This window comes from Geobacter argillaceus (genome assembly GCF_007830735.1).
Taxonomy (GTDB): Bacteria; Desulfobacterota; Desulfuromonadia; order Geobacterales; family DSM-12255; genus Geomobilibacter; species Geomobilibacter argillaceus.
Map to the genome: position 1 here is coordinate 13,218 of NZ_VLLN01000024.1, position 20,996 is coordinate 34,213.

At 57.6% G+C, this 20,996-nt stretch carries 23 protein-coding genes; 9 read left to right on the forward strand and 14 right to left on the reverse strand.

Annotated features, from left to right (window positions below):
• Nucleotides 1–36: 36 nt before the first annotated feature.
• Nucleotides 37–936 carry a DNA-binding transcriptional response regulator gene (locus JN12_RS16070; protein ID WP_145024602.1) on the reverse strand — a complete coding sequence of 300 codons (900 nt, stop codon included), beginning with the start codon at nucleotides 934–936 and terminating at the stop codon, nucleotides 37–39.
• Nucleotides 936–1,772 carry a sensor histidine kinase gene (locus JN12_RS16075; protein ID WP_145024605.1) on the reverse strand — a complete coding sequence of 279 codons (837 nt, stop codon included), beginning with the start codon at nucleotides 1,770–1,772 and terminating at the stop codon, nucleotides 936–938. The genes JN12_RS16070 and JN12_RS16075 overlap by 1 nt, the downstream gene beginning before the upstream one ends.
• A gap of 141 nt (nucleotides 1,773–1,913) precedes the next feature.
• On the opposite strand from JN12_RS16075, the gene JN12_RS16080 reads away from it, so the two are divergent.
• From JN12_RS16080 to JN12_RS16095, 4 genes are read left to right on the forward strand one after another with little or no spacing between them, the layout of a single operon-like run.
• The gene (locus JN12_RS16080; protein ID WP_145024607.1) at nucleotides 1,914–2,330 is read left to right on the forward strand and encodes a hypothetical protein; all 417 of its coding nucleotides are present in this window, start codon (nucleotides 1,914–1,916) and stop codon (nucleotides 2,328–2,330) included.
• A 45-nt stretch (nucleotides 2,331–2,375) separates the two neighbouring features.
• The gene (locus JN12_RS16085) at nucleotides 2,376–2,579 is read left to right on the forward strand and encodes a hypothetical protein (protein ID WP_145024609.1); all 204 of its coding nucleotides are present in this window, start codon (nucleotides 2,376–2,378) and stop codon (nucleotides 2,577–2,579) included.
• A gap of 49 nt (nucleotides 2,580–2,628) precedes the next feature.
• On the forward strand, nucleotides 2,629–3,129 hold the full coding sequence (locus JN12_RS16090) for a response regulator (protein WP_145024611.1): 501 nt from the start codon (nucleotides 2,629–2,631) through the stop codon (nucleotides 3,127–3,129).
• Nucleotides 3,130–3,132: 3 nt separating this feature from the next.
• The gene (locus tag JN12_RS16095) at nucleotides 3,133–3,750 is read left to right on the forward strand and encodes a DsbA family protein (protein ID WP_145024613.1); all 618 of its coding nucleotides are present in this window, start codon (nucleotides 3,133–3,135) and stop codon (nucleotides 3,748–3,750) included.
• A gap of 18 nt (nucleotides 3,751–3,768) precedes the next feature.
• On the opposite strand, the gene JN12_RS16100 is transcribed toward JN12_RS16095, so the two are convergent.
• The 7 genes from JN12_RS16100 to JN12_RS16135 all read right to left on the reverse strand — a co-directional run bounded on the left by JN12_RS16100 (nucleotide 3,769) and on the right by JN12_RS16135 (nucleotide 9,538).
• Complete coding sequence (locus tag JN12_RS16100) at nucleotides 3,769–5,310, reverse strand: Ppx/GppA phosphatase family protein (protein WP_145024615.1); 1,542 nt, start codon at nucleotides 5,308–5,310, stop codon at nucleotides 3,769–3,771.
• Nucleotides 5,307–6,191: a CHAD domain-containing protein gene (locus JN12_RS16105; RefSeq protein ID WP_145024617.1), complete on the reverse strand. Its 885-nt coding sequence runs from the start codon at nucleotides 6,189–6,191 to the stop codon at nucleotides 5,307–5,309. The genes JN12_RS16100 and JN12_RS16105 overlap by 4 nt, the downstream gene beginning before the upstream one ends.
• 107 nt (nucleotides 6,192–6,298) lie before the next feature.
• Nucleotides 6,299–6,979: a dTMP kinase gene (locus JN12_RS16110; RefSeq protein ID WP_145024619.1), complete on the reverse strand. Its 681-nt coding sequence runs from the start codon at nucleotides 6,977–6,979 to the stop codon at nucleotides 6,299–6,301.
• 10 nt (nucleotides 6,980–6,989) lie between these two features.
• Complete coding sequence (locus JN12_RS16115) at nucleotides 6,990–7,679, reverse strand: dTMP kinase (RefSeq protein ID WP_145024621.1); 690 nt, start codon at nucleotides 7,677–7,679, stop codon at nucleotides 6,990–6,992.
• Nucleotides 7,680–7,719: 40 nt separating this feature from the next.
• Nucleotides 7,720–8,277 carry a SixA phosphatase family protein gene (locus JN12_RS16120; RefSeq protein WP_145024624.1) on the reverse strand — a complete coding sequence of 186 codons (558 nt, stop codon included), beginning with the start codon at nucleotides 8,275–8,277 and terminating at the stop codon, nucleotides 7,720–7,722.
• A gap of 338 nt (nucleotides 8,278–8,615) precedes the next feature.
• On the reverse strand, nucleotides 8,616–9,017 hold the full coding sequence (locus tag JN12_RS16130; protein WP_211360564.1) for a hypothetical protein: 402 nt from the start codon (nucleotides 9,015–9,017) through the stop codon (nucleotides 8,616–8,618).
• A complete protein-coding gene (locus tag JN12_RS16135; protein WP_145024628.1) occupies nucleotides 9,014–9,538 on the reverse strand; it encodes a helix-hairpin-helix domain-containing protein in 525 nt (174 codons plus the stop codon). The genes JN12_RS16130 and JN12_RS16135 overlap by 4 nt, the downstream gene beginning before the upstream one ends.
• 386 nt (nucleotides 9,539–9,924) lie before the next feature.
• Between JN12_RS16135 and JN12_RS16140 the strand changes: the two genes are divergently transcribed.
• From JN12_RS16140 to JN12_RS16150, 3 genes are read left to right on the forward strand one after another with little or no spacing between them, the layout of a single operon-like run.
• Nucleotides 9,925–12,273: a hypothetical protein gene (locus JN12_RS16140; protein ID WP_145024630.1), complete on the forward strand. Its 2,349-nt coding sequence runs from the start codon at nucleotides 9,925–9,927 to the stop codon at nucleotides 12,271–12,273.
• Entirely contained in the window at nucleotides 12,270–13,280 is a 1,011-nt protein-coding gene (locus tag JN12_RS16145; RefSeq protein WP_145024632.1) for a phosphatidylserine decarboxylase, read from the forward strand. The genes JN12_RS16140 and JN12_RS16145 overlap by 4 nt, the downstream gene beginning before the upstream one ends.
• Nucleotides 13,277–14,329: a prolipoprotein diacylglyceryl transferase family protein gene (locus JN12_RS16150; protein WP_145024634.1), complete on the forward strand. Its 1,053-nt coding sequence runs from the start codon at nucleotides 13,277–13,279 to the stop codon at nucleotides 14,327–14,329. The genes JN12_RS16145 and JN12_RS16150 overlap by 4 nt, the downstream gene beginning before the upstream one ends.
• 21 nt (nucleotides 14,330–14,350) lie before the next feature.
• Here the strand turns inward: JN12_RS16150 and JN12_RS16155 are convergent, their stop codons facing one another.
• From JN12_RS16155 to JN12_RS16170, 4 genes are all read right to left on the reverse strand, one after another.
• Nucleotides 14,351–14,599 (reverse strand): ribbon-helix-helix protein, CopG family, encoded by a 249-nt coding sequence (locus tag JN12_RS16155; RefSeq protein ID WP_145024636.1) that lies wholly within the window; start codon nucleotides 14,597–14,599, stop codon nucleotides 14,351–14,353.
• The gene (locus JN12_RS16160; RefSeq protein ID WP_170241975.1) at nucleotides 14,596–15,255 is read right to left on the reverse strand and encodes a ParA family protein; all 660 of its coding nucleotides are present in this window, start codon (nucleotides 15,253–15,255) and stop codon (nucleotides 14,596–14,598) included. The genes JN12_RS16155 and JN12_RS16160 overlap by 4 nt, the downstream gene beginning before the upstream one ends.
• Before the next feature lie 123 nt (nucleotides 15,256–15,378).
• Nucleotides 15,379–16,422: an alpha/beta fold hydrolase gene (locus JN12_RS16165; RefSeq protein WP_145024640.1), complete on the reverse strand. Its 1,044-nt coding sequence runs from the start codon at nucleotides 16,420–16,422 to the stop codon at nucleotides 15,379–15,381.
• A gap of 36 nt (nucleotides 16,423–16,458) precedes the next feature.
• Nucleotides 16,459–17,355: a M28 family peptidase gene (locus JN12_RS16170; protein ID WP_145024642.1), complete on the reverse strand. Its 897-nt coding sequence runs from the start codon at nucleotides 17,353–17,355 to the stop codon at nucleotides 16,459–16,461.
• Between the two features lie 397 nt (nucleotides 17,356–17,752).
• Between JN12_RS16170 and JN12_RS16175 the strand changes: the two genes are divergently transcribed.
• Both JN12_RS16175 and JN12_RS16180 read left to right on the forward strand, forming a co-directional pair.
• Nucleotides 17,753–18,955 carry a sensor histidine kinase gene (locus tag JN12_RS16175; protein ID WP_170241978.1) on the forward strand — a complete coding sequence of 401 codons (1,203 nt, stop codon included), beginning with the start codon at nucleotides 17,753–17,755 and terminating at the stop codon, nucleotides 18,953–18,955.
• Nucleotides 18,945–19,319, forward strand: coding sequence for a response regulator (locus JN12_RS16180; protein WP_170241980.1), 375 nt, complete (start codon nucleotides 18,945–18,947; stop codon nucleotides 19,317–19,319). Before JN12_RS16175 ends, JN12_RS16180 begins: the two co-directional genes overlap by 11 nt.
• 61 nt (nucleotides 19,320–19,380) lie before the next feature.
• Here the strand turns inward: JN12_RS16180 and JN12_RS16185 are convergent, their stop codons facing one another.
• Entirely contained in the window at nucleotides 19,381–20,988 is a 1,608-nt protein-coding gene (locus JN12_RS16185; protein ID WP_145024648.1) for a GH3 family domain-containing protein, read from the reverse strand.
• Between the last annotated feature and the right edge of the window lie 8 nt (nucleotides 20,989–20,996).

The window sequence follows — 20,996 nt, forward strand, 5'->3', positions numbered from 1 at the left end:
GACAATGGCAGACTTCTAACTATATCGCACTTGATGTCACGTTCGGGTGACAGGTTGGTTACTTTTTCGCGACACCAGATCCCCAAACCAGAGCATCAGATCAAGAAAGGCGAACGTTACCGCCTGCACGGTGTAAGGGGTCGGAGGGTATTTGGGATTGGCATAGGGGGTATGGGAACCGTTATCGCTTGCGATCTTATATACCAGCTCGGCAAAACGGTCGATGATCTTGTAGCGTTCAACAACCCCCTTTTCTGAAAGATGTTTATAGCTTGACACCACATTTACCTCGCCACTGACGAACTGCACCGGCACCAGGTTTTCGTCGCTACGGCTCAGGGTGATATAGAGCCGCTCCTGGAGGCGCCGTAGGCAACCAAGGGTATTCTTGATAGTCGTCATATCGGTGCTGGCCATATCCCGCAGGCAACTCAGCAACTCCTGTTCGGCATCGCTCCCCAGGAACGTGCGCACGGTTGCGAAGACCTCCGGATGGCTGCCACTGATCCGCACATAGTCCAGCCGACCCGCCTCCTGACGGAGAAAGGCAAGCATCTCCTCCTCATCCCGCCCCTTGGAAAAGACCCTCATGGTCCCGGCATAGAGCTCCTTGAGATTACGGTACTGGTCCGGCTCACCGGTGAGGACCACCATCGGCAGATGGGGCGCCCTTTCGCTGAAATAACGCACCGCTGCGGTGATAAAACTGTTATCCGGCACCTGCTGATGTCGCTCCTTGAGACATTTCACGTCCAGGATGACCCCGGCCAGCGACCAGGCGTCCTGTTGCTCGAATAATTCCCGCCCCTCCTCCAGGCTGCCTCCATGCGTCAGCACAATGCCAAAACGCTGGGCATCACGGTGCAGAGCCTCAACGTACGGTCGGTTATCGTCTATCACCAGCATCCGGATATCCGGCTGTCCAGAGTAGGCCATCAGTTTCCTCTCTTGGGGAGTGTAATGCGAAAGTGGACCGGCTCCCCGTCCCGGACGATCTCGAACTTCCCGCCATGGGCCTCGATCACCTTGCCGACCCAGGCACCGCCCAATCCCTCACCGGGGCTCTCAACGCTTTTTCTGCCAAAGGAGAGAAATTCCTCAGTGGAAAGGTTGGCAGGAAACGGCCTGCCGTTGTTAACGTAATCGATTACGACATTTTTTCGGGTCTGGCGGAGCAGAAATCGGACTTCGGCATTGGGGCAATACGCGGGGAACCCGTGAACATCGGCGTTTCGCAGGAGATTGTTGACCGCCTCGATAAATGAGTCGCGATGGAGACGCAACCTTACTGCCGCCCCCTCGACTACGAGATGGAACTTTCCGCCGGAATGGAGCGGAAACACCTCCTTCTCCAGCAGTTCCTTCAGCTCCACTTCACCGAACTCCTCCCGGTTGATCTCCCGTGTCACCAGCTTGCGTGTATTATCGATGATGCCGTTGATTTGGCCAAGACTGGCAATAGCATTGACCAGGGCTTCGCCCACGGTCTCACGGGAACCGTCCAGACGACGCGAGAGCTCGACATCCATGAGCCCGCGTTCAGCCATCAAACCCTGCAGAGCAACCAGAGGCGATCGGACAATCTGCAGGCTCGGTTTGACGTTGTGGGCCAGATGGCGGACGATGCTGTATTCCGCCTCCTGCTTTTCTTCGGCAATCCGCTGCCGGAACCTGTTCTTCGCCAGGTCGTTGGTGGCATCCAGGAGGATTGCGACTAGTATGCCAATCACGATGGGAAGCCCGCTGCTGAAGATGCCATACCGATTGGACAAGACAAACGTCAATGGTATCAGTGCCAGTAACAGCAGGCCATTGTACAGAATTCTGGCCGGCACAGTTTTCAGGTATGTCCAACACCCTGCAGCCAGGAAGATGATTACAGCGTCAACGAGCAGGCCTGACAAAGAGAGGCTATGAAACTGCTTGTAACGGATGACCGTGCCTATGGCAAGGAGCAACAGGTACAAAATGCGGTTCAGCAGAAGCTCGATCAGACCGGTCTGTTGGATGAAATACACGAAAAAGGCTATGGCCCCACCGATGAGGAGGTTGGCCAGAAAGGCACCCTGCCTGCCAGCGGCTGTAAACGTATTTCGAATTCTGGTGAGCAGGTACATGAATCCCATTGGTCGGCAATGCGCGTACGGCTGGAAATTGCCGGCAGAAAGCTCTGTTGTCGCGTGATTGTACCCAATATTGGATCGTATTACCAAGAGAGATTTGCGTACGATGTACACCTGTTGCAACTTTTTTCCACTTTGTCACAAGGCCTCAATGCATCTGAAATATTCACCTTCTATAATCCAGACAACAGCAACCATATACGATGAGCCTTTTGCAAAAGTAGATGCAAGAGGCTCAATGGAGAGATTTATATGAACACCCCGGACAATCTGCATATTCTCACCCATGCGGTTCTCAACGACTTGCATCAGGCATTCCAGCAGGGAGAACGTCTCAAGATGGAAGGCCTGATCCTCTCCGCCATGGTGACGGTCAAGCGGCTGCACGACCAGCTGCCCGGTGTCTGCATCGCCACCGCCGATCTCGACTCGGAGGAATACTGCTGTGCCGTATGACAAACCATCTGCTGGCGGCTGGCAGCAGCAACATTAAAGGCATATTTGTATGAATATGAACGATTTCCCGATCCTCCTTGTCGAAGATCATCCTGACGATGCTTTTCTCACTCTCCATGCGCTCAGTAAACTCGACATCAGTAACGTAATGGTCAAAAAGAACGGCGTCTCGGCCTTCAATCATCTCCGGCAGGCACTGGAAGGCGACAGGACCGGCTCGCACCTCCCCAGAGTGCTCCTGGTCGACATCAATCTGCCCAGGCTCAACGGTATTGACTTCATTCGCATCCTTCGCAGGACGGAACACCTTGCCAACCTTCCGGTCGTAGTCCTCACATCCTCATCCCGCGAACGCGACAAGAATGAGTGTCTCGAACTCGGCATCACCGCTTACCTCAACAAACCTCTTGACCACATAGCCTTCGCACATGTCATGAAAGAGGCGTTCGGCAGCCGGTATGAACACTGCAGTCGTTTCGACACAACCCAATATCATGCCCCGCTCCGGTTCGGCAATGCATCTGACAGAATCGAACTAAAGGATTTCTGAAACATGAACAGACACCATGCCTTCAAAGCTCTGCTGCTGTCCCTGGCCGTCTTTGCCACCCTTCTCGTCTCCTTCGCCGGGTTCCCGGAGAGGGAAGCTGCTGCCATCCAGCACGATTTCTCCTTCGGCAAGACGAAAAGCAACGTGGAGATCTATATCTTTTCAGATTGGTTCTGTCCGATCTGCATGAAGGTAGAGCCGATAGTCGAGACGGCTATTCCCACCCTTACCCAGAAGGCGAAAGTCACCTTTGTTGATAAACCGATCTATCCCGAATCGATGAATTTTACCCCCTATCATCTCTCCTTTGCGGCCTACGAAAAGGAGAAGTACCTGCAACTTCGCAAGGCACTCTTCGGCGTGGCAAAAAAAACGAAAAACCCGACCGTGGCTGACATCTCGGCGGCTATCGCCCCTTTGAAGGTCAACTACAGGCAACTGAGTTTCATGGATGTCACCCAACAGATGGGGAAATTCCAGGCCATTGCCGGCCAGTTCAAGGTTGCCGCCACCCCTACCCTGGTGTTTTTCAATACGAAAACTAAAAAGACCAGGACACTGGTCGGTGGAAACGAGATAACAGCGGACGGAATTGCACATGCGTTGAAAAGCGTTGAGTAGATGCCGGGGAGAATGGGTCTACTGTCTTGCTGAAGCTGGCTCCAGGACAAGCTTGAGGCCGAATGACTCCTGAAACAGATCGCACTTGGCGCTGCCACCGAAGATTTCGACCGAGATGTCGCTGTCACTATGCAGTCGTAAAACGAGACGGGAGGGGGAAAAGAGCGGCTCAATGGTGACGACCGAACTGACGCGGCGCCGATCAAGACCATCGGCAAGGCGCAGTATTCCGCCGAGTTTGGCGACCAGCTCCCGATCCCTGCTGGAGAGCCGCATGAACGTCTCGTGCTTTTTCTTGGGCAAGGATTTGCGGTGATAGCGGGCCACGTTGGCGATGAGCTCGCGCTCCCGCGGGGTAAAACCGAACAGGTCACCGTGGCGGATCAGGTGGTATGAATGCTTGTGGTGGCTGGAGTAGTTTATGAAATAGCCGATATCGTGGAGAATGGCCGCGGCTTCCAGGATATGGCGATCCCGATCGCCGAGCTTGAACGGCTTGGCAACGGCCTTGAAAATGTCCAGCGCCAAACGGGCAACCTGCAGGGAATGCTTCTCATCATAGTGGCAGGAAGCAGCGAACTCCAGCACCGACTCGCGCCAGGAGCGCGGCTTCCGCTCGCCGGGAATCAGTCCGTGCGTTCGCAGTCCGCGAAGGATCAGCCCCTCCCTGATGCCCCGCTCGTTGACCTTGAGCAGATTCGCCTGGCAGAACTCCATCAATTCATCGATCACCACAACGCCGGCCACGATTATATCGGCCCGGTCCGGGTTAAGCCCGGGAACGGCCCGCCGCTCCTTGACACTCTTGCGCAGGAGCATGGCCAGAATATGGACCACGTCGGACCGGAGCAGCTCGTACCCATGGACCGAGCCATAGGCTTCCTTCCGGCTGATGGCGGTCATGACCGCAATGGAGGTAATGGTCCCGCCTGAACCGACAAATGTGGGAATGATCGGCCGTTCGTCGGCGAAGGCCTGTTTAAGGGTCTTACGTACATGCCGGCGCAGCCGCAGCAGATCGGCAGCAGGAAGCGGATCGGCCTTAAGGAAGGTTTCGGTAAGGTAGACAGCCCCCAACTCCAACGAAAAGATCTCCTCAATGTGCTGACCAACGGTCGTCACCAGCTCAAGGCTGCCACCACCGATGTCCACCAGCAGATGTCGCCCCCCCCCCAGCTCGAAATTGTTGAAGGCGCTGAGGGCGGCCAACTCGGCCTCCTCTTCTCCGCTGATGGCCCTGATCTCCAGCCCCACCCCGTCCCTGACCGCGGCAATAAAGGCCTTGCCATTGGCAGCCTTACGTACGGCGCTGGTGGCAACCGCCTCGATAACGCTCACCCCGTAGCCGTCAATAATCTTCTTCAGACGCGAGAGGTCATCCATGGCCCTCTGCCAGGCAGCCGGAGCGATTATGCCGGTCTCGTTCAAACCTTCACCGAGACGCACCGTCGCCTTCTCGTCGTCAAGAATGCGGAACGTGCCCCTTTGATCAGCTTCGACCACAATGCAGCGGATCGAGTTGGTGCCGATGTCGATGGCTGCCAGACGCTTTCCTTTCACAGAAGCCCCCGCACCCGCTCGCCAAGGTCAGCCAGTGGGTCGATGACAAGCATCCGCTCAAAAGCTGTGAACTGATCATGACGCTGTTCAGCGATCTTTGCAAGCAGTAGTCCGGCAGCCGTAACGTCAAACCGGTCCCGTACCAGGTCGGCAAAGACATCCAGGTCGTGCAGTCGGCCCAGGACCTCCTGATATCCCCTGAAGACGGCATGCAACTCGTTGAAACCGTCTGAAATCAGTGGTGCAGCCAACTCGAACCGGTAACGGAAATGTTTGATAACGATCCGCAACTTATGCTGGGCATTCACGTTCGCCTCAATGACCGCTTGAGGCAACAGGTCGCACACAGACGCCTCGTGCCCGGTCATGGCTTCACGCAGAAAGAGATGGATCGGCACAAAAGGATCGGCTTTGGTTTCAACGAAAATGAGCGGACGATTGCAGGCCTCGGAAAAAAGTGTCCTGAGCGAAACGGGATCAAGTTCCTTCAACCCGGACTTCAAATTCTTGCGTTCTCGGTCCCGCTCATTTCCAAGTTCGTCCAGCAATTCTCTCAAACTGTCGATGTTGTCGGTCGGGAGTGACGGAACAAGCTCGGTGAAATACAGAATGGCTTCATCGGTATTGCGCAGGATACCAAGTATATTCGTCAGCCGTTTGACTCGCGATGTAACACGGGAAAGGCTCTTCGCCGGGAAACATGGTCCGAAAATGGCCAGGGCTTCTCTCAAACGACGGGAGGAAACCCTCAGATCGTGGATATCATCCAGCTCAAAGCTCCTGCGGGCACGGTCCCATCGACGGAAAAGATCATCGCCCCGCTCCTGCAGCATGGCCCTTGCAGCGAGCCAGAGGTGCGTTTTTGAGCTCAACTGCATCATTAAATATCATCTCCGGATACTGCTGGAATCTGCTCACGGTCAGGCAACGCATCGGCCCACTTTATCAGGGGGTGATCGTCCCGCAACTTCATTTTCGCTTCAAACGATCATTCGCCGAATATGTTGACCATGCGGGCGCTGATCTCGCGGGCCACGGCGCGCACCGAAAGATTGCCGTTGATGGTGATGAAACCGTATTGCCCCTCCAGGAGGGCGAACTCCTTCTGGATCATCCGCTGATAGCGGATAAAACTGTCAAAGCTGTCACGGGAAAGTCCCAGGTCCATACCCGATTCCCAGTAGTCGAGGGTGGAGTTCTTGCGCAGGTTTCTCTCCACCAGTTGAGGAGGGCTTACCTTGAGGTAGATGACTAGGTCCGGAACCAGGGCAATGCCGTACAGGGAGCGGACCCATTCCCGATCGGCGCCCCGGACGATATCGCGGGTCATGAGGGTATAGATGTAGCGGTCGGCAAGGACGATGAAGCCGGCCCGAAGCGCCGGAATGATCCGGTTTTCCAACTGATCGGCAAAGTCGGTGGCATAGAAGAGGCTTCGGGTTATTTCACCGAGGATGTTGCCTTCCTTGGCCTCTTTCAACTCTTCAGAAACCAGAGTGGAACGGCGCAGACCGACGTTCACCGTGGCGTGCCCCTTGTTTTCCAGGTAATCCCGCAGGATTTCGATCTGGGTGGAGCGGCCCGAACCATCGGCTCCTTCGATGACGATGAGGCGACCGGTCAGTTCCGAGAGCTCCACACCGGGGATTCCTTCTCCGTAAAAAGACATGATATATCTCTCAGCTATGGGTTCTGCAGCGGTAGCGCGGCAGGTCAATACTGGCGGTGATTATTTCCCTGACTCGCTGTTGCTGCTCTTCGATGGATGCACTGCCATCGACCTCGACAAAGTCGAAACGGTCCTTCATCGCCAGATATTCTTCATAGATCCGCCCCTGGAAGAGTCGGAAACTTTCGTAAGGGTCGTGGGAAAGTCCCATATCCAGCCCGGCTTCGTGGTATTTCAGCTGTGGCCTGCCGCCAAGGATACGGTTGAGGGCGACCGGCAGCGGGGTGTTGAAAAAGAGGGTGATGTCCGGATGACAGGCAAAACTGTAAAGTTTGTGCAGCCAAGGCTTGGAACAGCCCCGAACCGCATCACGGGCAAAGGCGGTGTACATATAGCGATCGCACAGGACCAAAAAGCCGGCTTTCAGTAGCGGCAGAATCTGCCGCTCATAGCGATCGGCAAAGTCGGTGCAGTGGATGAGGCTGAAGGTGGTGGGGGTCAGCAGCTGTCGTTTTTTCCCTTTACTGGTGGCCTTTTTCACGATGAACGAGGAATTCCATTCGGTGAAAAACACCTTCAAGCCCTTCATCTCCAGCCAGCGCTTCAGCAGGTAGATCTGGGTGGACTTGCCGGACCCATCCAGCCCCTCGACAGCGATGAGCCTCCCGGGCAGGCATTCCCGCTCGTGGTTGACTATCATACTAATCCCTGCTGCATCCGCAACTCCTTGAGCAATGACTTCATGCCCCCTCCTCTTCGGCTTTTTCGCGCACAACCAGCAATCGCTCTATCCCCTTGTCACGCTTTTCCACCACCTTGCCACCACCAGTAATGAGTCTGACGAATTCCGAGGAATGTGACCCGTGCTTCAAGGTAACGAGAAGCGAGATAACACCACCCTTCTTGATGGTAGCTGCACCCGACAGACACAGCAATTCGGTGGTCAGGTGTCCCAAGTCCGGCTCATGGCCGACGAAAACAATCTCCTGTGCCGATGGGAAATTTATCAGCACGTCACGCAGGCCGACAAGCCGGAAGTCGTCTGCGAGCTGCGGTGCGACAACAACCTCGCCGCGGAACCTGATCCCCTCGGCAAGAATCTCCGCCGTCTGAATAGCCCTGACTTTGGGACTGGCAACGATGAAATCCGGATCGATACCGAGTTTCTTGAGAGTAGCCGTCACGCGTCGGAAACGCGAACGACCCCGACAGGTCAGGTAGCGAAACTCGTCGACCCCACCGGGTACCCTTTGTACAGCTTCAGCATGCCTGATCAGATGAATGATGATCGTCGTCATTGCCTAGTGATGCACTTTCATGAATTAAATGGACAAAACCTATATTGCTTCCCGCAACTCCTGGTCCAGAGCGAATAAATGACCTTCCTCGCCAATACCAAACGATTGCTTGCATGCCGAACAGGTGACGCTCTGCGAGTCGATCCTGGTCCAGATCGTCGAATTGCGGCTGTCGCACCATTCACAGTGCCAAACGTAGTAATCTCCCCTGGGAACAATTTTCATATAACTCTCCTCCGCATTTGATGACTTATTAATTTAGTTCACCATAGCAGACGCATGTTGCAGTTATGTTGCAACAGATCGAAAAATATGAAAATTCGGTGAGCAATCCTTCGTTATGCCGCCTCCCCCTGCCCCAAACCGCACTCAATCGCAGCACACTGTCCGTTTTTTGCCTTGGGTCGTTTGGGCTTGGTATTGTCCTGCAGTTCGATAACCGTATCAAGCAGATCTTCCAGAAGCATGTCGATCCGCTTCAGGTCCTTGAGACGTCCCTTGGACGGTTTGACGGGCAGGTTGCGCATCTCTTTGAGCCAGCCTCGCGACATCTGTCTCACCGCTCGTGGCGGCAACGCGCCCAGATATCCGAGAAGGGCTTCAATCTCACCTTCCTTGCGGATAATGTATCCCTCGCCGACGTCACGTATGACGCTGCGCAAGTACTTCAACTCATTGACCAGCTCGTCCCCGGTTTCATCGTGACCCGTCTTCGAGCCCTTGTCGCGGCTCACCATCATGCCAACACCCGCCGCAATGACTTTCGGGCCTTTTTCAACCCCTTTGATATTTTGGGCAAGGTTGCGTCGGTAAGACAGCTCATCCTTTTCTCTGCCTTGAGTAACCCCTTGCCGGCCCGCGTGAGCCTTTTGGGAAGTTTCTTTTCGATTTCGTCAAGGGCGTCCATGATCTTCACCAGATCCTTGGTCAATGCACGTCCCTTCCTGCCGGACAAATCTTTGGGGAAACGCTCTCGGGATGCTGTCACGAGCCCCTGCACCGTCTCCCGCAACCCTACGACGGACTGTTTAAGCTCATTCACGCGATTTTCCCTGTTGACCGTTGCAACAGCTGCAACCTGGCCAGCCTGCTCAAGTAGGGAATCAAGAATGCGGGGGTTGAGCCCCTTGATGCGCTTGAGACCATCCACACCCGCCTCGACGATCTTCGCACAGGAATCAAGCCCTGCCTCGATGAAACGCTTGCCCAGGATCTCGCCGACCCCTTTCAACTGCAGCAACTCCCTGTCAGGTGCCTTCATAGTGCTCACTCTCCTTAATGAATGTGCCGTGTGATGTGAGATCCCTTCTACTTATAAATTTAAAATTTAACTGACGTTTGGTGATGATGCAACCGGAACTCATTGCAATTCATTCCAAACACCAACATTTCACACAATTGTAACAATCAACCCGCCCGACAGTATCATTTCAGATTATTTTTGTGCAACAGCCCGCACAGATGCCGATTGTTGCTAACGTTTCACCTCTCTGTAACCGTACGTTAACAGAGACCGTGTATATTGCTCATTAAAGACGAATTCCGAGGAATGACGTGCACCACAACACAGCATTGACATTGATCACACCAGAACAAGAAGGGCGCCCCCCTGCCACTTTCTCTCCCTTGCTCTCCATGCGGGAGTTGATGATCAGGCTCAGCTGGTCAGACAGAAGCGGCAATCCCGATTATGAACGCCTGCCGTTTGCTTCAGGCGATGCAACAGCTGGTTCCGAAACGGAAATGCAGGTAGCCGTGGCCGGTCGCCGGGAAAGCGTCGACCTCCCCCTGTTGATCGAGCACTCGGACTATTTTGTCAATATTGCCAAGCGTGCGGCAGCCGGCGAGGCGCCGAAGAGGCTGATCACCGACCTGGAGCGTTTCCTCGCCGATAACGATGAGCAGGTATGGGAAAACAGTTGGGTCCGGTTCCCACGCCGCGTGCTCTCCACCTTTGCCGCACAGGTGTTCGAGCGTGATCTGCTGGCTGATAAGCGTAATGTCGCTGCCGGACGGCGCAGCGACGCCAATCGCTTCACAACGATCGGTCCCGATGGCGAGGAATTGCTCCGACTGCCGGTCAGTTATCTGCTGAAGCTGGCCCTGGCCGATATCCTCGGAAGCCAGCCGGCTCTTCCCCGCGAGGTTGCCGAAACGGGCCGGCGTCTCATGGCGCACTACCTCAACGACAACACCTCGCCGGAGACCTTTTCCTTTCACGTGGTCCCCCTGCGGCAAAAGACGGGAACAGGTTCCGCCCTGGCCAGGGAAGCAGCCAAAAGGTTTCTCTTCACCCATCTGCTGCTGATGTACGCCAACGAACATTTCTGTCTGCGGGAGAGTGGTCAGCGTGCCCTCATCTACTTTGCCCCCCATCCGCCGGTCCGCCAGAAAGAGCTCAACGGCCTGATCTCCGACTCCTTCTACCGGGAGCTCTTCATGAGCCCCTGCCTGTCCGGCTGGGACCGCGGGGAGGATAAATACCGGTACATGCACCTCTGCCACCAGGTGCTTTCCCGCAGCCAACTGAATGCCGTCGCCAAGCTGCGCGAGGCGGGGATCATCGTCAACAACCTGGTGGTACTCCCTTCGCTCTCCAATGTCAGCCTGGCCAACAACGGCACGCACGTCAGCCTGGGGAGCCAGCGTCTTGGCAAACTGCTGGCGAACGGTGATTCCGGCTTTTCGGCAGGCAACGAGAAGCAGCTGGGGGATCTGGCCATCAAGCAGGTGGAGCACTTTCTCCCCCTGTTCGTCGGCAGTTACAGCGCTGCCCCGTACCGGCTCGGCTATACCGACTTCCACCCCGAGCGTGCCCTCGGCTTTCTCCCCCATGAACTGGACTATACCCACCTGCGCATGATCTGGCGGCGTTGGAAGAAAAAAGCCAGCCTGTCGGTGTTCGGCCAGCCGGTCACCCCCTTTGGCCCACCCTGGCTCGACCGGATGATCAGCGGCATGTTCGGACTCAAGGGCGACTTTGTCCCGGATTTCAGGCTGATCGATTACCTGGTCTGCCTGCTCAGCACTCCCCGCAGCCCGGCGCTGGACGGCCGGCTGGGCAACGGTGACAAGCTGCGTAAGGACCTGAACGAACTCGGGGTGTTCGACAGTCAGATGTCGGTCTATCTGCTCTACAAATTGCGGGAATTCGGGGTCATGGGCTTCTCCGGCTTCGAGGGACGCCACTACAGTCTCTTTGCCCGCTTTGAAGCCGATATGGCGCGGGCGGTAGATCTGCAGCTGCTGGTGACCTCCCTGGCCTACAAACTGATGGCTAAGGGGGAGTTGCATCATGGTGATATCCCCGACGACCCATCAATCGAGAGCGAGCGGCGGCAGATTTTTTTCGCCGCAGCCATCGGTATCCCCACGTTTTTCGTCCGCAAACAGACCGGCAACACCCTGCTGCGGCGAATTCTATCGCTGACCAGGGAAACGCGTGCCAGCCGTCGCTATCCCGGCTATCTGCGGGTCACCGTGGCCGACTACCGTCGTGCCCTGGTGGCCTTTATCCGGAACGAAGGGGCGGACCTGGTGGAGATCCTTGGGCTCGAAGGGACTCTGGCCGACCTGGAAGGTCGGTTGGAGCACCCGGACGAGCGTTCTGCCGCTGGCCGCCTGACTGCCGGCATCCTGGACGAGATCGGCGCCAAAAACCCGATGGCAGTCACCGCCGGGGAATTCAACAGTGGTGCCGAACGTTACTACCGGGAACGGCTGCGTCACGAACATCTGGTCGAAGCACTCGGATACCTGGCAGACGACCTGCTCAGCCTGGAGCAATCGGCAGATGCGGGGGATGCCGAACCGCGGCAGTTCCTGCATGGCCTCCCCACCGGTGGGGCCTGCTCCTTTCTGGCCGCATGCCGCGATGACCTCCTCCGGGAGCGGCTCGACAGCGGCACCCTTACTCACCTCGTCAACCTGCTCCTGCTCTCCGTCCATCACGACAGCCGTGCCGCCGAACGTACCATGGAGAACATGATCTCATGATTCAGTCGTTGCACCAGTATGTGGAACGCCGAACCGGCACTGTGCATACCGAGAAGCTTATCGCTGACCACCTGGTAAAGCTGCTGTATCATGGCGCCAGGGAGAATGCACCGATCCTGTTCCGGCTCCTCACCAGCGCCCGCATGAGCGATCTGCTGGCATTCGTCAACTACGATGCGCCGTTCATCGGCAAGGTTTCGCGGCAGAAGGAATTCATGTCGCAGTGCGGTATCGACCTTGCGGAGTGCCTTGATCCGCCGGAGAGCCTGGATACGCCGCGCAAGGTCTTTGAGCGCAGGATCCGTTACTGGGAACACCGGCCCATGCCTGAAGAGACCGGGGCCGTGGTCTCACCTGCCGATGCGCGGGTCCTGGTTGGATCGTTCCGTGACTCTTCCAGCATCTTCGTTAAGGGAAAGTTCTTTTCCTTCGAGGAACTGCTCGGTGAAAAAACCAACTGGCATAACCAGTTTAGCGGCGGAGACTTCGCCGTTTTCCGGCTGACCCCGGACAAGTACCATTACAACCATACACCTGTTGCCGGTGTTGTCAGCGATATCTTCGAGCTGGACGGCGCCTACCATTCCTGCAATCCGGCCGCGGTCGTTGCGATGGCGACCCCTTTCTCAAAAAACCGACGCGTAGTGACGATCATCGACACCGATGTCCCGGGGGGGACCCGGGTCGGACTGGTGGCAATGATCGAGGTGGTGGCGCTGATGATCGGCGAGATTGTCCAATGCTACTCAACCGAAGAGTACACCAACCCGGTTCCGGTCTCGACCGGCCAGTTTCTGCGCAAGGGACAGCCAAAGAGTCTCTATCGACCGGGAAGCAGCACCGACATTCTCATCTTCCAGCCCGGGAGGATCGAATTTGCCGACGACCTGCTGCAAAATATGAGGCGTGTTGATGTGAAAAGCCGGTTCTCACAGGGGTTCAACATCCCGCTGGTCGAAACGGATCTGCAGGTTCGCTCGCTGATCGCCCGGGGAGGTGCCGTATGAACGATATGCTTCTGGTTGCCATGCTGGCCGTCTGCTGCGCGGGCTATCTCTGGTGGGGGGTCCGCTTCCTGCCGGCCGAGCGCTGGCAGATCGCGGCAGCGGTCCCCCTGACCAAGGACAACACCGGCTCGTGGCGCGGTGTGAACCTGACCTGGTATGGCATCCTGTCGGCCAATGCCTACGTCGTGGCGACCGGCATCGCGTTCGGCCTCTTCGCCGCAATCGGCCTGCCGGCCCGGGCCAGCTTTGCCATGCTCTTTGCCATGCTCGTGGTCTGCGTGCCCGCGTCCCGCCTGGTGGCCCGCCTGGTGGAAAGGAAGGCCAACACCTTCACCGTCGGCGGTGCCGTTTTTGTCGGCACGCTGGTCGCCCCCTGGGTCGCCATGGCCGGCAGCAGCTTTCTCCGAAAGTCGTTGGGGGTGGAGGTGCCGGCAGCGGCAATCATCGCTGCCATTACCATCGGCTACGGCTTCGGCGAAGGGCTGGGCAGACTGGCCTGCCTCAGTTTCGGCTGTTGTTACGGCAAACCGCTCACCGCGGCCCCTCCTTTCCTGGCAAGGATCTTCGGTAGGTACAGCACGGTCTTTTACGGGGCCACTAAGAAGGCCGCCTATGCCGGCAGCCTGGAAGGGGTGAAGGTCCTGCCGGTGCAAGGGATGACCGCGGTCATTTATACCGTCTGCGGCTTGGTGGGGATAGCCCTCTTCGGCAGGGGGATGTTTTCGGCCAGTTTTCTGCTGGCACTGACCGTGACCCAGGGGTGGCGGGTACTCTCCGAGTTCCTGCGGGACGACTATCGCGGTGGGGGAACCATCTCGGCGTACCAGTTCATGGCGGTGATCAGCGTCGCCTATGGCTGGCTGCTCCTGCCGATACTGAAGGGCCCGGCAGCGGCTTTGCCCGAGCTGGCGAAGGGTGCTGCGGCCCTGTGGGGACCGACACCTTTGCTGCTCCTGGAACTCCTGTGGGTGGTCATATTCCTGTACACGGGCAGAAGCACGGTAACCGGGGCCACCATGCACTTTCATGTGGAGGAGCACCGGATATAGCCGGCTGAGCTTCTTCATCTTTCAGCCGCAGTGCTTTGCCAGAAGACGGCGGACAAACTCCTCGACCGTCCGTTTCTTGCGGGCAGCCTCCCGTTCCAGGGCGGCATAGAGCTCCCTCTTTACCGGCACCGTAATGGGGATCAACTCTCCTTTATCCTGCCGGGCATCCCCATTTCCCTGACCGGCAGCCCCCCCCTCGGCAAAGCGGAGCACAGCCTCTTCATCGATTACCGGCTTGGTCACGGTCGGCTTTTTCCGTTCCTTCGTCATGGCCCTTTTTCTCCAAGAATCTGTCGTATCTCTGCAACCAGTTCGCGGACCTCTCCATGGGCGTGGCGGTCCAGCCATTCATCAGCCGCAAGCCCCCTGGCGAGCGCCTCGCTATAGGCCACACGGTAACCAAACCGTGCATTCAATGTCTTCAAAGGGATTTCCGTGCAAACGGATGTGCAGATATCCTGGGCTTCGCGGGTATGGCCGCGGAAGCGGTTCCAGACCAGGCGAACGTCCAGGTCCGACCTGAGATGGCCGGCTTCGTCAATGGTTTTCAGCAGATCAACCGTTGACCAGATCTCGGCGGCGCTTGGCCCCAGAGGGATCAGGCAGAGGGTGCTCAGCATCATGATGGCCCGGGTCATTTCCGCAAGCCGTGGGGGACCGTCGATGATGACGTAGGAGGTGTCGTCGGCAAGGCTTTTCAGGCGAGTTATCAGCTCCCGGTGATTCCCGGCAGTGGTGAGAAGCAGCTTGTCCGACGGAACCTCGGACTGCCGGAGGGTAAACCAGGATGCACTGGTCCCCTGCGGCATATCACAGTCAACCAGTACGGTTCGTCGGTCCTGAGAGAAAACCGCGGCCAGATTGGTGGCGATTGTCGACCGGCCTACCCCACCCTTGGCCTGAATGACGCCGATGATCTTTGCCATGCCCATCGTCTCCGGTACTGCGGACAGAAGTCGGGATGAGGGGACATTTTCCCGGCATGAGGCACATTTGTCAAGACGCCATTCATACGACCGGGAGATCAGCGTCGTACGGCAGCGGGGATTTCAGTATTTTTGTCCACGTGACATCACTCTCCCGACCACGTGGCGGATCGCCTCCACCACCGACTGGGCGTGCTCGCGCCGGGTAACCAGCGAGACATGGTCGGCTCCCCTGACAGTCAGATGGATGCTGTCGCCGGAGAGTGCGGCAAGTTCTGCCTGCAGTTCAGGTTGACCGGGCAGGACGTCCTTCCCGGCCGTCACCACCGCCAGGGGGGTACCCCCCAACCCTCCCGTAGCGCGTACTTCCGTGCAGAGAGCCTCCCAGGCGAGCGACTCATCCCGCGTCGTCCGGAGATGGCGGTACGAAGAGAGGAATGCCTCGGCCTCTGCGGCCTGCCGTGGGGGGAGCCCTTTGGCCCAGGCGTTGAAGAGCCCGGTGAGGCGGACATATCCCAGTCGCGCCAGCAAGGGGACTGCTCTCAGGATGCGAAAGCCGGAACGCATATGCACGTCGATGGCGGGGCTTCGCAGGTGCTGGTCCGGGTGGGCGGCGTCCACCAGCACCATTCCGGCCACCTCTTCCGGGTGCCGGTCGGCGAAGACCCGCATGAACAGCCCCCCCATGGAGTGACCGACCAGGACATAGGGTGGCAAGAGGCGGGAGCGACGCAGGATGTCGCGCAACCGGCGTACGGCAAGTTGGGCCGTTCTTGGAGCGGTGTCCGCCTCGCTCCAGCCCAGGCCGGTCCGATCATAGGAAACGACCCGGCTGAACTTTGCCGTTTCCGGCTGTATCCATCCCCATGCGGAGGACATCCCACCGAGTCCGGTCTCCAGGACGACCGTGGGGTTGCCTGAGCCGGCCGTCAGCAGATGCATCCGACAACCGTCGATATCGAGCAGATGGCCCGGTGGAGGATAGACGCGCCGATCCCGGGCCGCTGCAACCGCCTGGTATAGACAGCCGACACCGGTAACGCAGGGGATGATGGAGGTAAAAAGCCGGGAGACCCGCTGTACCCCGGGCGAAAAGCGGTGGTCACTGCGAAATTCGTAGGAGGGCTCAGCGCCATCATGCAATGGATGCGGGGCGGCTATCTTCATATGCAACCTCCCGGAACGTGTTGGCGTGCGGAAACATTACGACCGGGGCCGTGCCATCTCCGCGATGAGCCCAGCGGTTGCGCTGCAGACCCTGGCGGCAAATTCCATGTTCAGTGTCTCCAGGGTATCGGTCGGCCGGTGATAGTGGGGATTGCGGAAGTTCGTGGTGTCGGTCACCATGACCGCCCTGTACCCCTCGTCCCAGAATGGGGCGTGGTCCGAACGCCTGCTGTCCGGGAGCAGTTCCCCGTTGCCGGGGACCGTCAGGGTGACGCAGGGAAGACCGTCCCCCTGCCGCTTGACCGCCCGCGAGAAACCGTCCACCAGATCCGCTGACCGCTCGTTCCCGACCACGGCAATGAAGTTCCCGGACTCGGGAACCGGGACAGGAACTCCGGGCGGAACGGTCTGCACGACCCGATCCCCGGCAAAGGCCACCGATTCGAGCACCACGACCCCCTCAATGTGCCAGCCGTTCGCGCGGGCGTGGGACGCCAGTGCCCGGCTTCCCCGGGTGCCGGATTCCGGATCGTCCTCCCGTTCGTTTTCTTCGAGACTCACCCCGATGAACTGGATGGTCCGCTCAAACCGGAGCTGAGAGAGCAGGGTCGCCACCTCCAGCATTACCGCTACCCCGCTGGCGTTGTCGTCGGCGCCCGGAGTCGTCGCAACCGTATCGTAATGGGCCAGGAGAATAACCCGCTCCTGATGACGACCGAGGCAACGGCGTGTGGCTATAACGTTCCTGAACTGATGGCCATTGTCCGGAAAAAGGTGATTCGCCACCTCATATCCCTGAGAGATGAGATGGGCGGTTATATAGTCGGCCGAACGCGCCAGTGCCCCGGGCGCGGCAACGGGATGGCGAACCCCTTCCAGTGCCCGGATGTGGTTACGGATACGGTCGATGGAAACCAATTCGGAGAATGCCATGCCCTACCCTCTAATGCTCATGACGTACGTTGTTACACTATGTGAGCAGAAGCAAGACCGGATTCGTTACTATGAAGCGGATGACACGGACAGAATGGAAACATTTTGTATAGTCAACCACACGATTTGTCCTTTTCAACGGAATGCATAACAGGAATACCTCAGTCGCATCAATTGTCACACAACTGTAACAATACAGAAGGCAATCATCGGGGGCTTTGTGTATATCCAAACAAAAGACGCCTCTTCGCATCGCAACTTCAATGTACTTCCCACAACAATTCACGCAGTCGTAACTCAAGCACCGGCAAACCGATCCGAATAGCCTAACTGCACGAGCAAACAGATGAAGCTACGCAACAGGAAAGCAGACAGACAGAAGTTTCGGAGATACACAATGCCGACAGCCACCCAGAACAGCGTGATTCAGGTCGGAGAACTGATCGCATCGAGCGACCGGGTGACACCTCAGACCATTGTGAGCGAGGTCTCCGACCGTCTGTTCAGCTCCCCTAACCTGGAGGCATTGGCCGTGGTAGACGGGGTGATGCCCCGGGGTCTCATTACGCGGACGAAACTGTTCTTTACCCTGTCCCGTAGATACGGTAACGAACTCTTTGCACGTGAGCCGATCATTACCATAGCCGACACGTCCCCCCTGATCGTCAGCGACAACGAATTGCTCGACGAGGTCATCGAAAAGGCCTTCGCACGGTCGCCGCAGAACATCTACGACGAGATCATCGTAGCGAAAGCAGACGGAACCTACGTCGGTCTTCTGTCCGTAAAGAGGCTCGTGTTAGAGCAGAGCAATGCACTGTCCCGCAGCATCCTGCAGGAAGAGATGGCAACAACCCGGGCGAAGGAACTGGAAAGGATCAATCAGGTAAAGGCACAGTTTCTGGCCAACGTCACCCACGAACTCCGCTCGCCCGTGAATGCCATCATCGGTCTGGCCGAACTGCTGCGGTTGGCGGCTGACAAGGGATCAATGGAGCAGGTACAGGAGCGCCTGTCGTTCATGATCTCAACGGCTACGAATCTCAGGGCCGTTATCACCAATATCCTTGATCTGTCGAAGATTGAAGCGGGAAGGATGGAAGTGGCGCACCAGACGGTCGAAGTTGGATCGTTACTCCATGAAATTGCAGAGACAACCCGTGTTCTCATTGGGGAGAAACCGGTGACCGTCCGTGTCCTGGCGCCCGCTGAACCGGTGATCGTATGTACGGACGCGATCAAACTGCGGCAGATAGTGACGAATCTGACGAGTAATGCGGCAAAATTCACCGAACGCGGCTCCATTGAAATGTGCCTTGACATCCTCGAAGAGAGAGTCGTGATCCAGATCCGTGACACCGGAATCGGTATCAGGGAAGAAGACCTTCAACTGATCTTCAGCGCGTTCGGTCAGGTCGAGGATGCAACGACCAAGACCCATGAAGGCACCGGTCTCGGCCTGACAATCAGCAAGAACATTGCGAAGCTCCTGGGAGGATGCATCTCCGTCACCAGCAGCTATGGCAACGGTTCGACATTCAGTCTTTCAATGCCATGGGAACATAACGAAAATAAAGGAGTTCACAGCCATGCAGCGTAAACAGACCATAATGGTTATAGATGACGACGACATCCACCTGTACACGACAAGGGAGCTGCTCTGCAGCGACAGGATCGAGGTGATTACCCATCAAGGCTCATTCGGCGCAACAAACCGACTGAAGGATGTCAGGCCGGATCTGCTCCTGCTCGACGTGAACATGCCGGCGCTTTCCGGCGCGAATCTTGCCGACATCATCAAACCGATCTGCGGTGAAATGCATACGCCGATTCTTTTCTATTCATCCAATGATGAAGAGACATTGCAAGAGCTCGTCGCGGCCCGTGGTGCTCAAGGATATATATGCAAAGGGGACATCACCGCACTTCGTGCAAAAGTGAACGAATATCTCGCCAGTTCATAAAACGGCACAACATAGAAAAATCGGGGGATGAGGAAATCCCCTGCCTGGCAAAAGTATCTCCTCACACCCTGACAATCCTAAGGCGACCCTGCGATTCAGAAAACACGCCGCAGCCCGCATAGCTGGCGAGGCTCCGTACCAGTTCGCCATCCAGGGTCGGGTCCACATGGGGAATCTTGCTCTGCCCCCCAAGCTTACCCCGCACCTCCTTCGACCAGCGGTAGATCAGATCCTGGCCGACGGTCAGCACCAGCGGCGCGTTGACCCGCCCCTGACTGCGGAACGTCGCATAGTCGGCATTCTGGATCATCAGGTAGTTATCCAGGAGCAGTGCCAACTTCTCGGCCGGCGGTACGACCCCTTTCATCGCCAGGACCCAAAGGTGGCGCCTGGTATCGATATCCGGCCCGACAATGAATTCTGCCACCTCGACACCGGCAATGGCGTTGAGTTCGGCCACCGCCTGCTCCACCTCCCCTTGCGTCACCTTCTCCTCGAAGCGGTCGAGAAAGCGGTCGCGACCGGTGAATTCGAACGTCAGGGGTTCGGTCCCGGTAAAGCGGAGGGTGTCGCCGATATGGTAGCGCCACAGACCGGCGCAGGTGGACATGAGCACTGCATACCGCTCGCCGATCCTGACTTCTGCCAGGGGTACCGCACAGGCATCGGCGGCTGGCCGACCGCGGTCGTCCAGTTGGGCAAAGGGTACGAACTCGAAGAAAACGCCATAGTAGGGGGTAAACCGCATCTCCCGCTCGCCTGACACCTGAAACCCCATGAAACCTTCCGATGAGGGCATCAGTTCCAGGAAATTCGGCTGCTTGCTCCCGAACAGTTCCGCGAACTCCCGCTGGTACGGTTTCATGCTGGTGCCGCCATGGATGATCAATTCCAGGCCGGGCAACAGTTCCGGCACCGGCCCTTTTCCCAGTGCCAGACAACGGTTCAGCAGCAGCAGTATCCATGGCGGCACCCCGGAAATGCCGGTAATGTCGCGGTTGGCAAGGAGAAGCTCTGCCATGGCGTCCAGCTTCTCTTCCCACGGCAGAGCCGATACCTCCGGGGATGGGGCCACAAAGGGACGGAGCATTGCCGGCGCGTAGCGCAGGGTGATGGCACTCATGTCGCCGCTCTGGATCTCGTCTCCCAGTGAGCTGAGCAGGGTACTGCCGGACATGTAGAGCAGACGGCCGTTCAGAAGCCGGCTGCGGGGGGTGCGGGCCAGGTAGTTGGCCGTCAGATCGAACGCAGCCTGCTTGTTGGCGGCGAACATTTCACGGGAAAAAGGGATGAACTTGGTGGGGGCCGTGGTGCCCGAGGTCTCGCAAAAGAGCGGAATCCTCCCCGGCCAGGTCACATCGTCCAGGAGCAGCCTTTTACCTCCCCCGTCGTCGGTGAAGCACGGGCCGAAGTACTCCTGCCAGAAGTCGGCGTAAGTCCTGATCGGCACCTGGCGCCTGAACCGTTCATAGGCCAGGGGATAGGGAAGCTTTACCAGTTCGGCGAAGCCATGGTCGCTGCCGAAACGGGTCGAAGCGGCTTGGCGGACCAGCATGGCAAAGAGTGCCTGCTGGGCAGCGAGCGGGTCCCGCCGCTCAAACCGTTTGGCAAAGAGCCCGGCGCCCTGCTTGACCAGGGGGGATGCCACGTGTCTCAGAAGATGGTGCATGAAAGCGA

What these genes read in the sequence shown, in the direction of transcription:
- JN12_RS16070 (WP_145024602.1), bottom strand. Translation starts at nt 936, where the DNA reads ATGGCCTACTCTGGACAGCCGGATATCCGGATGCTGGTGATAGACGAT.
- JN12_RS16080 (WP_145024607.1), top strand. Translation starts at nt 1,914, where the DNA reads ATGAAACTGCTTGTAACGGATGACCGTGCCTATGGCAAGGAGCAACAG.
- JN12_RS16085 (WP_145024609.1), top strand. Translation starts at nt 2,376, where the DNA reads ATGAACACCCCGGACAATCTGCATATTCTCACCCATGCGGTTCTCAAC.
- JN12_RS16090 (WP_145024611.1), top strand. Translation starts at nt 2,629, where the DNA reads ATGAATATGAACGATTTCCCGATCCTCCTTGTCGAAGATCATCCTGAC.
- JN12_RS16095 (WP_145024613.1), top strand. Translation starts at nt 3,133, where the DNA reads ATGAACAGACACCATGCCTTCAAAGCTCTGCTGCTGTCCCTGGCCGTC.
- JN12_RS16105 (WP_145024617.1), bottom strand. Translation starts at nt 6,191, where the DNA reads ATGATGCAGTTGAGCTCAAAAACGCACCTCTGGCTCGCTGCAAGGGCC.
- JN12_RS16110 (WP_145024619.1), bottom strand. Translation starts at nt 6,979, where the DNA reads ATGTCTTTTTACGGAGAAGGAATCCCCGGTGTGGAGCTCTCGGAACTG.
- JN12_RS16115 (WP_145024621.1), bottom strand. Translation starts at nt 7,679, where the DNA reads ATGATAGTCAACCACGAGCGGGAATGCCTGCCCGGGAGGCTCATCGCT.
- JN12_RS16120 (WP_145024624.1), bottom strand. Translation starts at nt 8,277, where the DNA reads ATGACGACGATCATCATTCATCTGATCAGGCATGCTGAAGCTGTACAA.
- JN12_RS16130 (WP_211360564.1), bottom strand. Translation starts at nt 9,017, where the DNA reads ATGATGGTGAGCCGCGACAAGGGCTCGAAGACGGGTCACGATGAAACC.
- JN12_RS16135 (WP_145024628.1), bottom strand. Translation starts at nt 9,538, where the DNA reads ATGAAGGCACCTGACAGGGAGTTGCTGCAGTTGAAAGGGGTCGGCGAG.
- JN12_RS16140 (WP_145024630.1), top strand. Translation starts at nt 9,925, where the DNA reads ATGATCAGGCTCAGCTGGTCAGACAGAAGCGGCAATCCCGATTATGAA.
- JN12_RS16145 (WP_145024632.1), top strand. Translation starts at nt 12,270, where the DNA reads ATGATTCAGTCGTTGCACCAGTATGTGGAACGCCGAACCGGCACTGTG.
- JN12_RS16150 (WP_145024634.1), top strand. Translation starts at nt 13,277, where the DNA reads ATGAACGATATGCTTCTGGTTGCCATGCTGGCCGTCTGCTGCGCGGGC.
- JN12_RS16155 (WP_145024636.1), bottom strand. Translation starts at nt 14,599, where the DNA reads ATGACGAAGGAACGGAAAAAGCCGACCGTGACCAAGCCGGTAATCGAT.
- JN12_RS16160 (WP_170241975.1), bottom strand. Translation starts at nt 15,255, where the DNA reads ATGGCAAAGATCATCGGCGTCATTCAGGCCAAGGGTGGGGTAGGCCGG.
- JN12_RS16165 (WP_145024640.1), bottom strand. Translation starts at nt 16,422, where the DNA reads ATGAAGATAGCCGCCCCGCATCCATTGCATGATGGCGCTGAGCCCTCC.
- JN12_RS16170 (WP_145024642.1), bottom strand. Translation starts at nt 17,355, where the DNA reads ATGGCATTCTCCGAATTGGTTTCCATCGACCGTATCCGTAACCACATC.
- JN12_RS16175 (WP_170241978.1), top strand. Translation starts at nt 17,753, where the DNA reads ATGCCGACAGCCACCCAGAACAGCGTGATTCAGGTCGGAGAACTGATC.
- JN12_RS16180 (WP_170241980.1), top strand. Translation starts at nt 18,945, where the DNA reads ATGCAGCGTAAACAGACCATAATGGTTATAGATGACGACGACATCCAC.
- JN12_RS16185 (WP_145024648.1), bottom strand. Translation starts at nt 20,988, where the DNA reads ATGCACCATCTTCTGAGACACGTGGCATCCCCCCTGGTCAAGCAGGGC.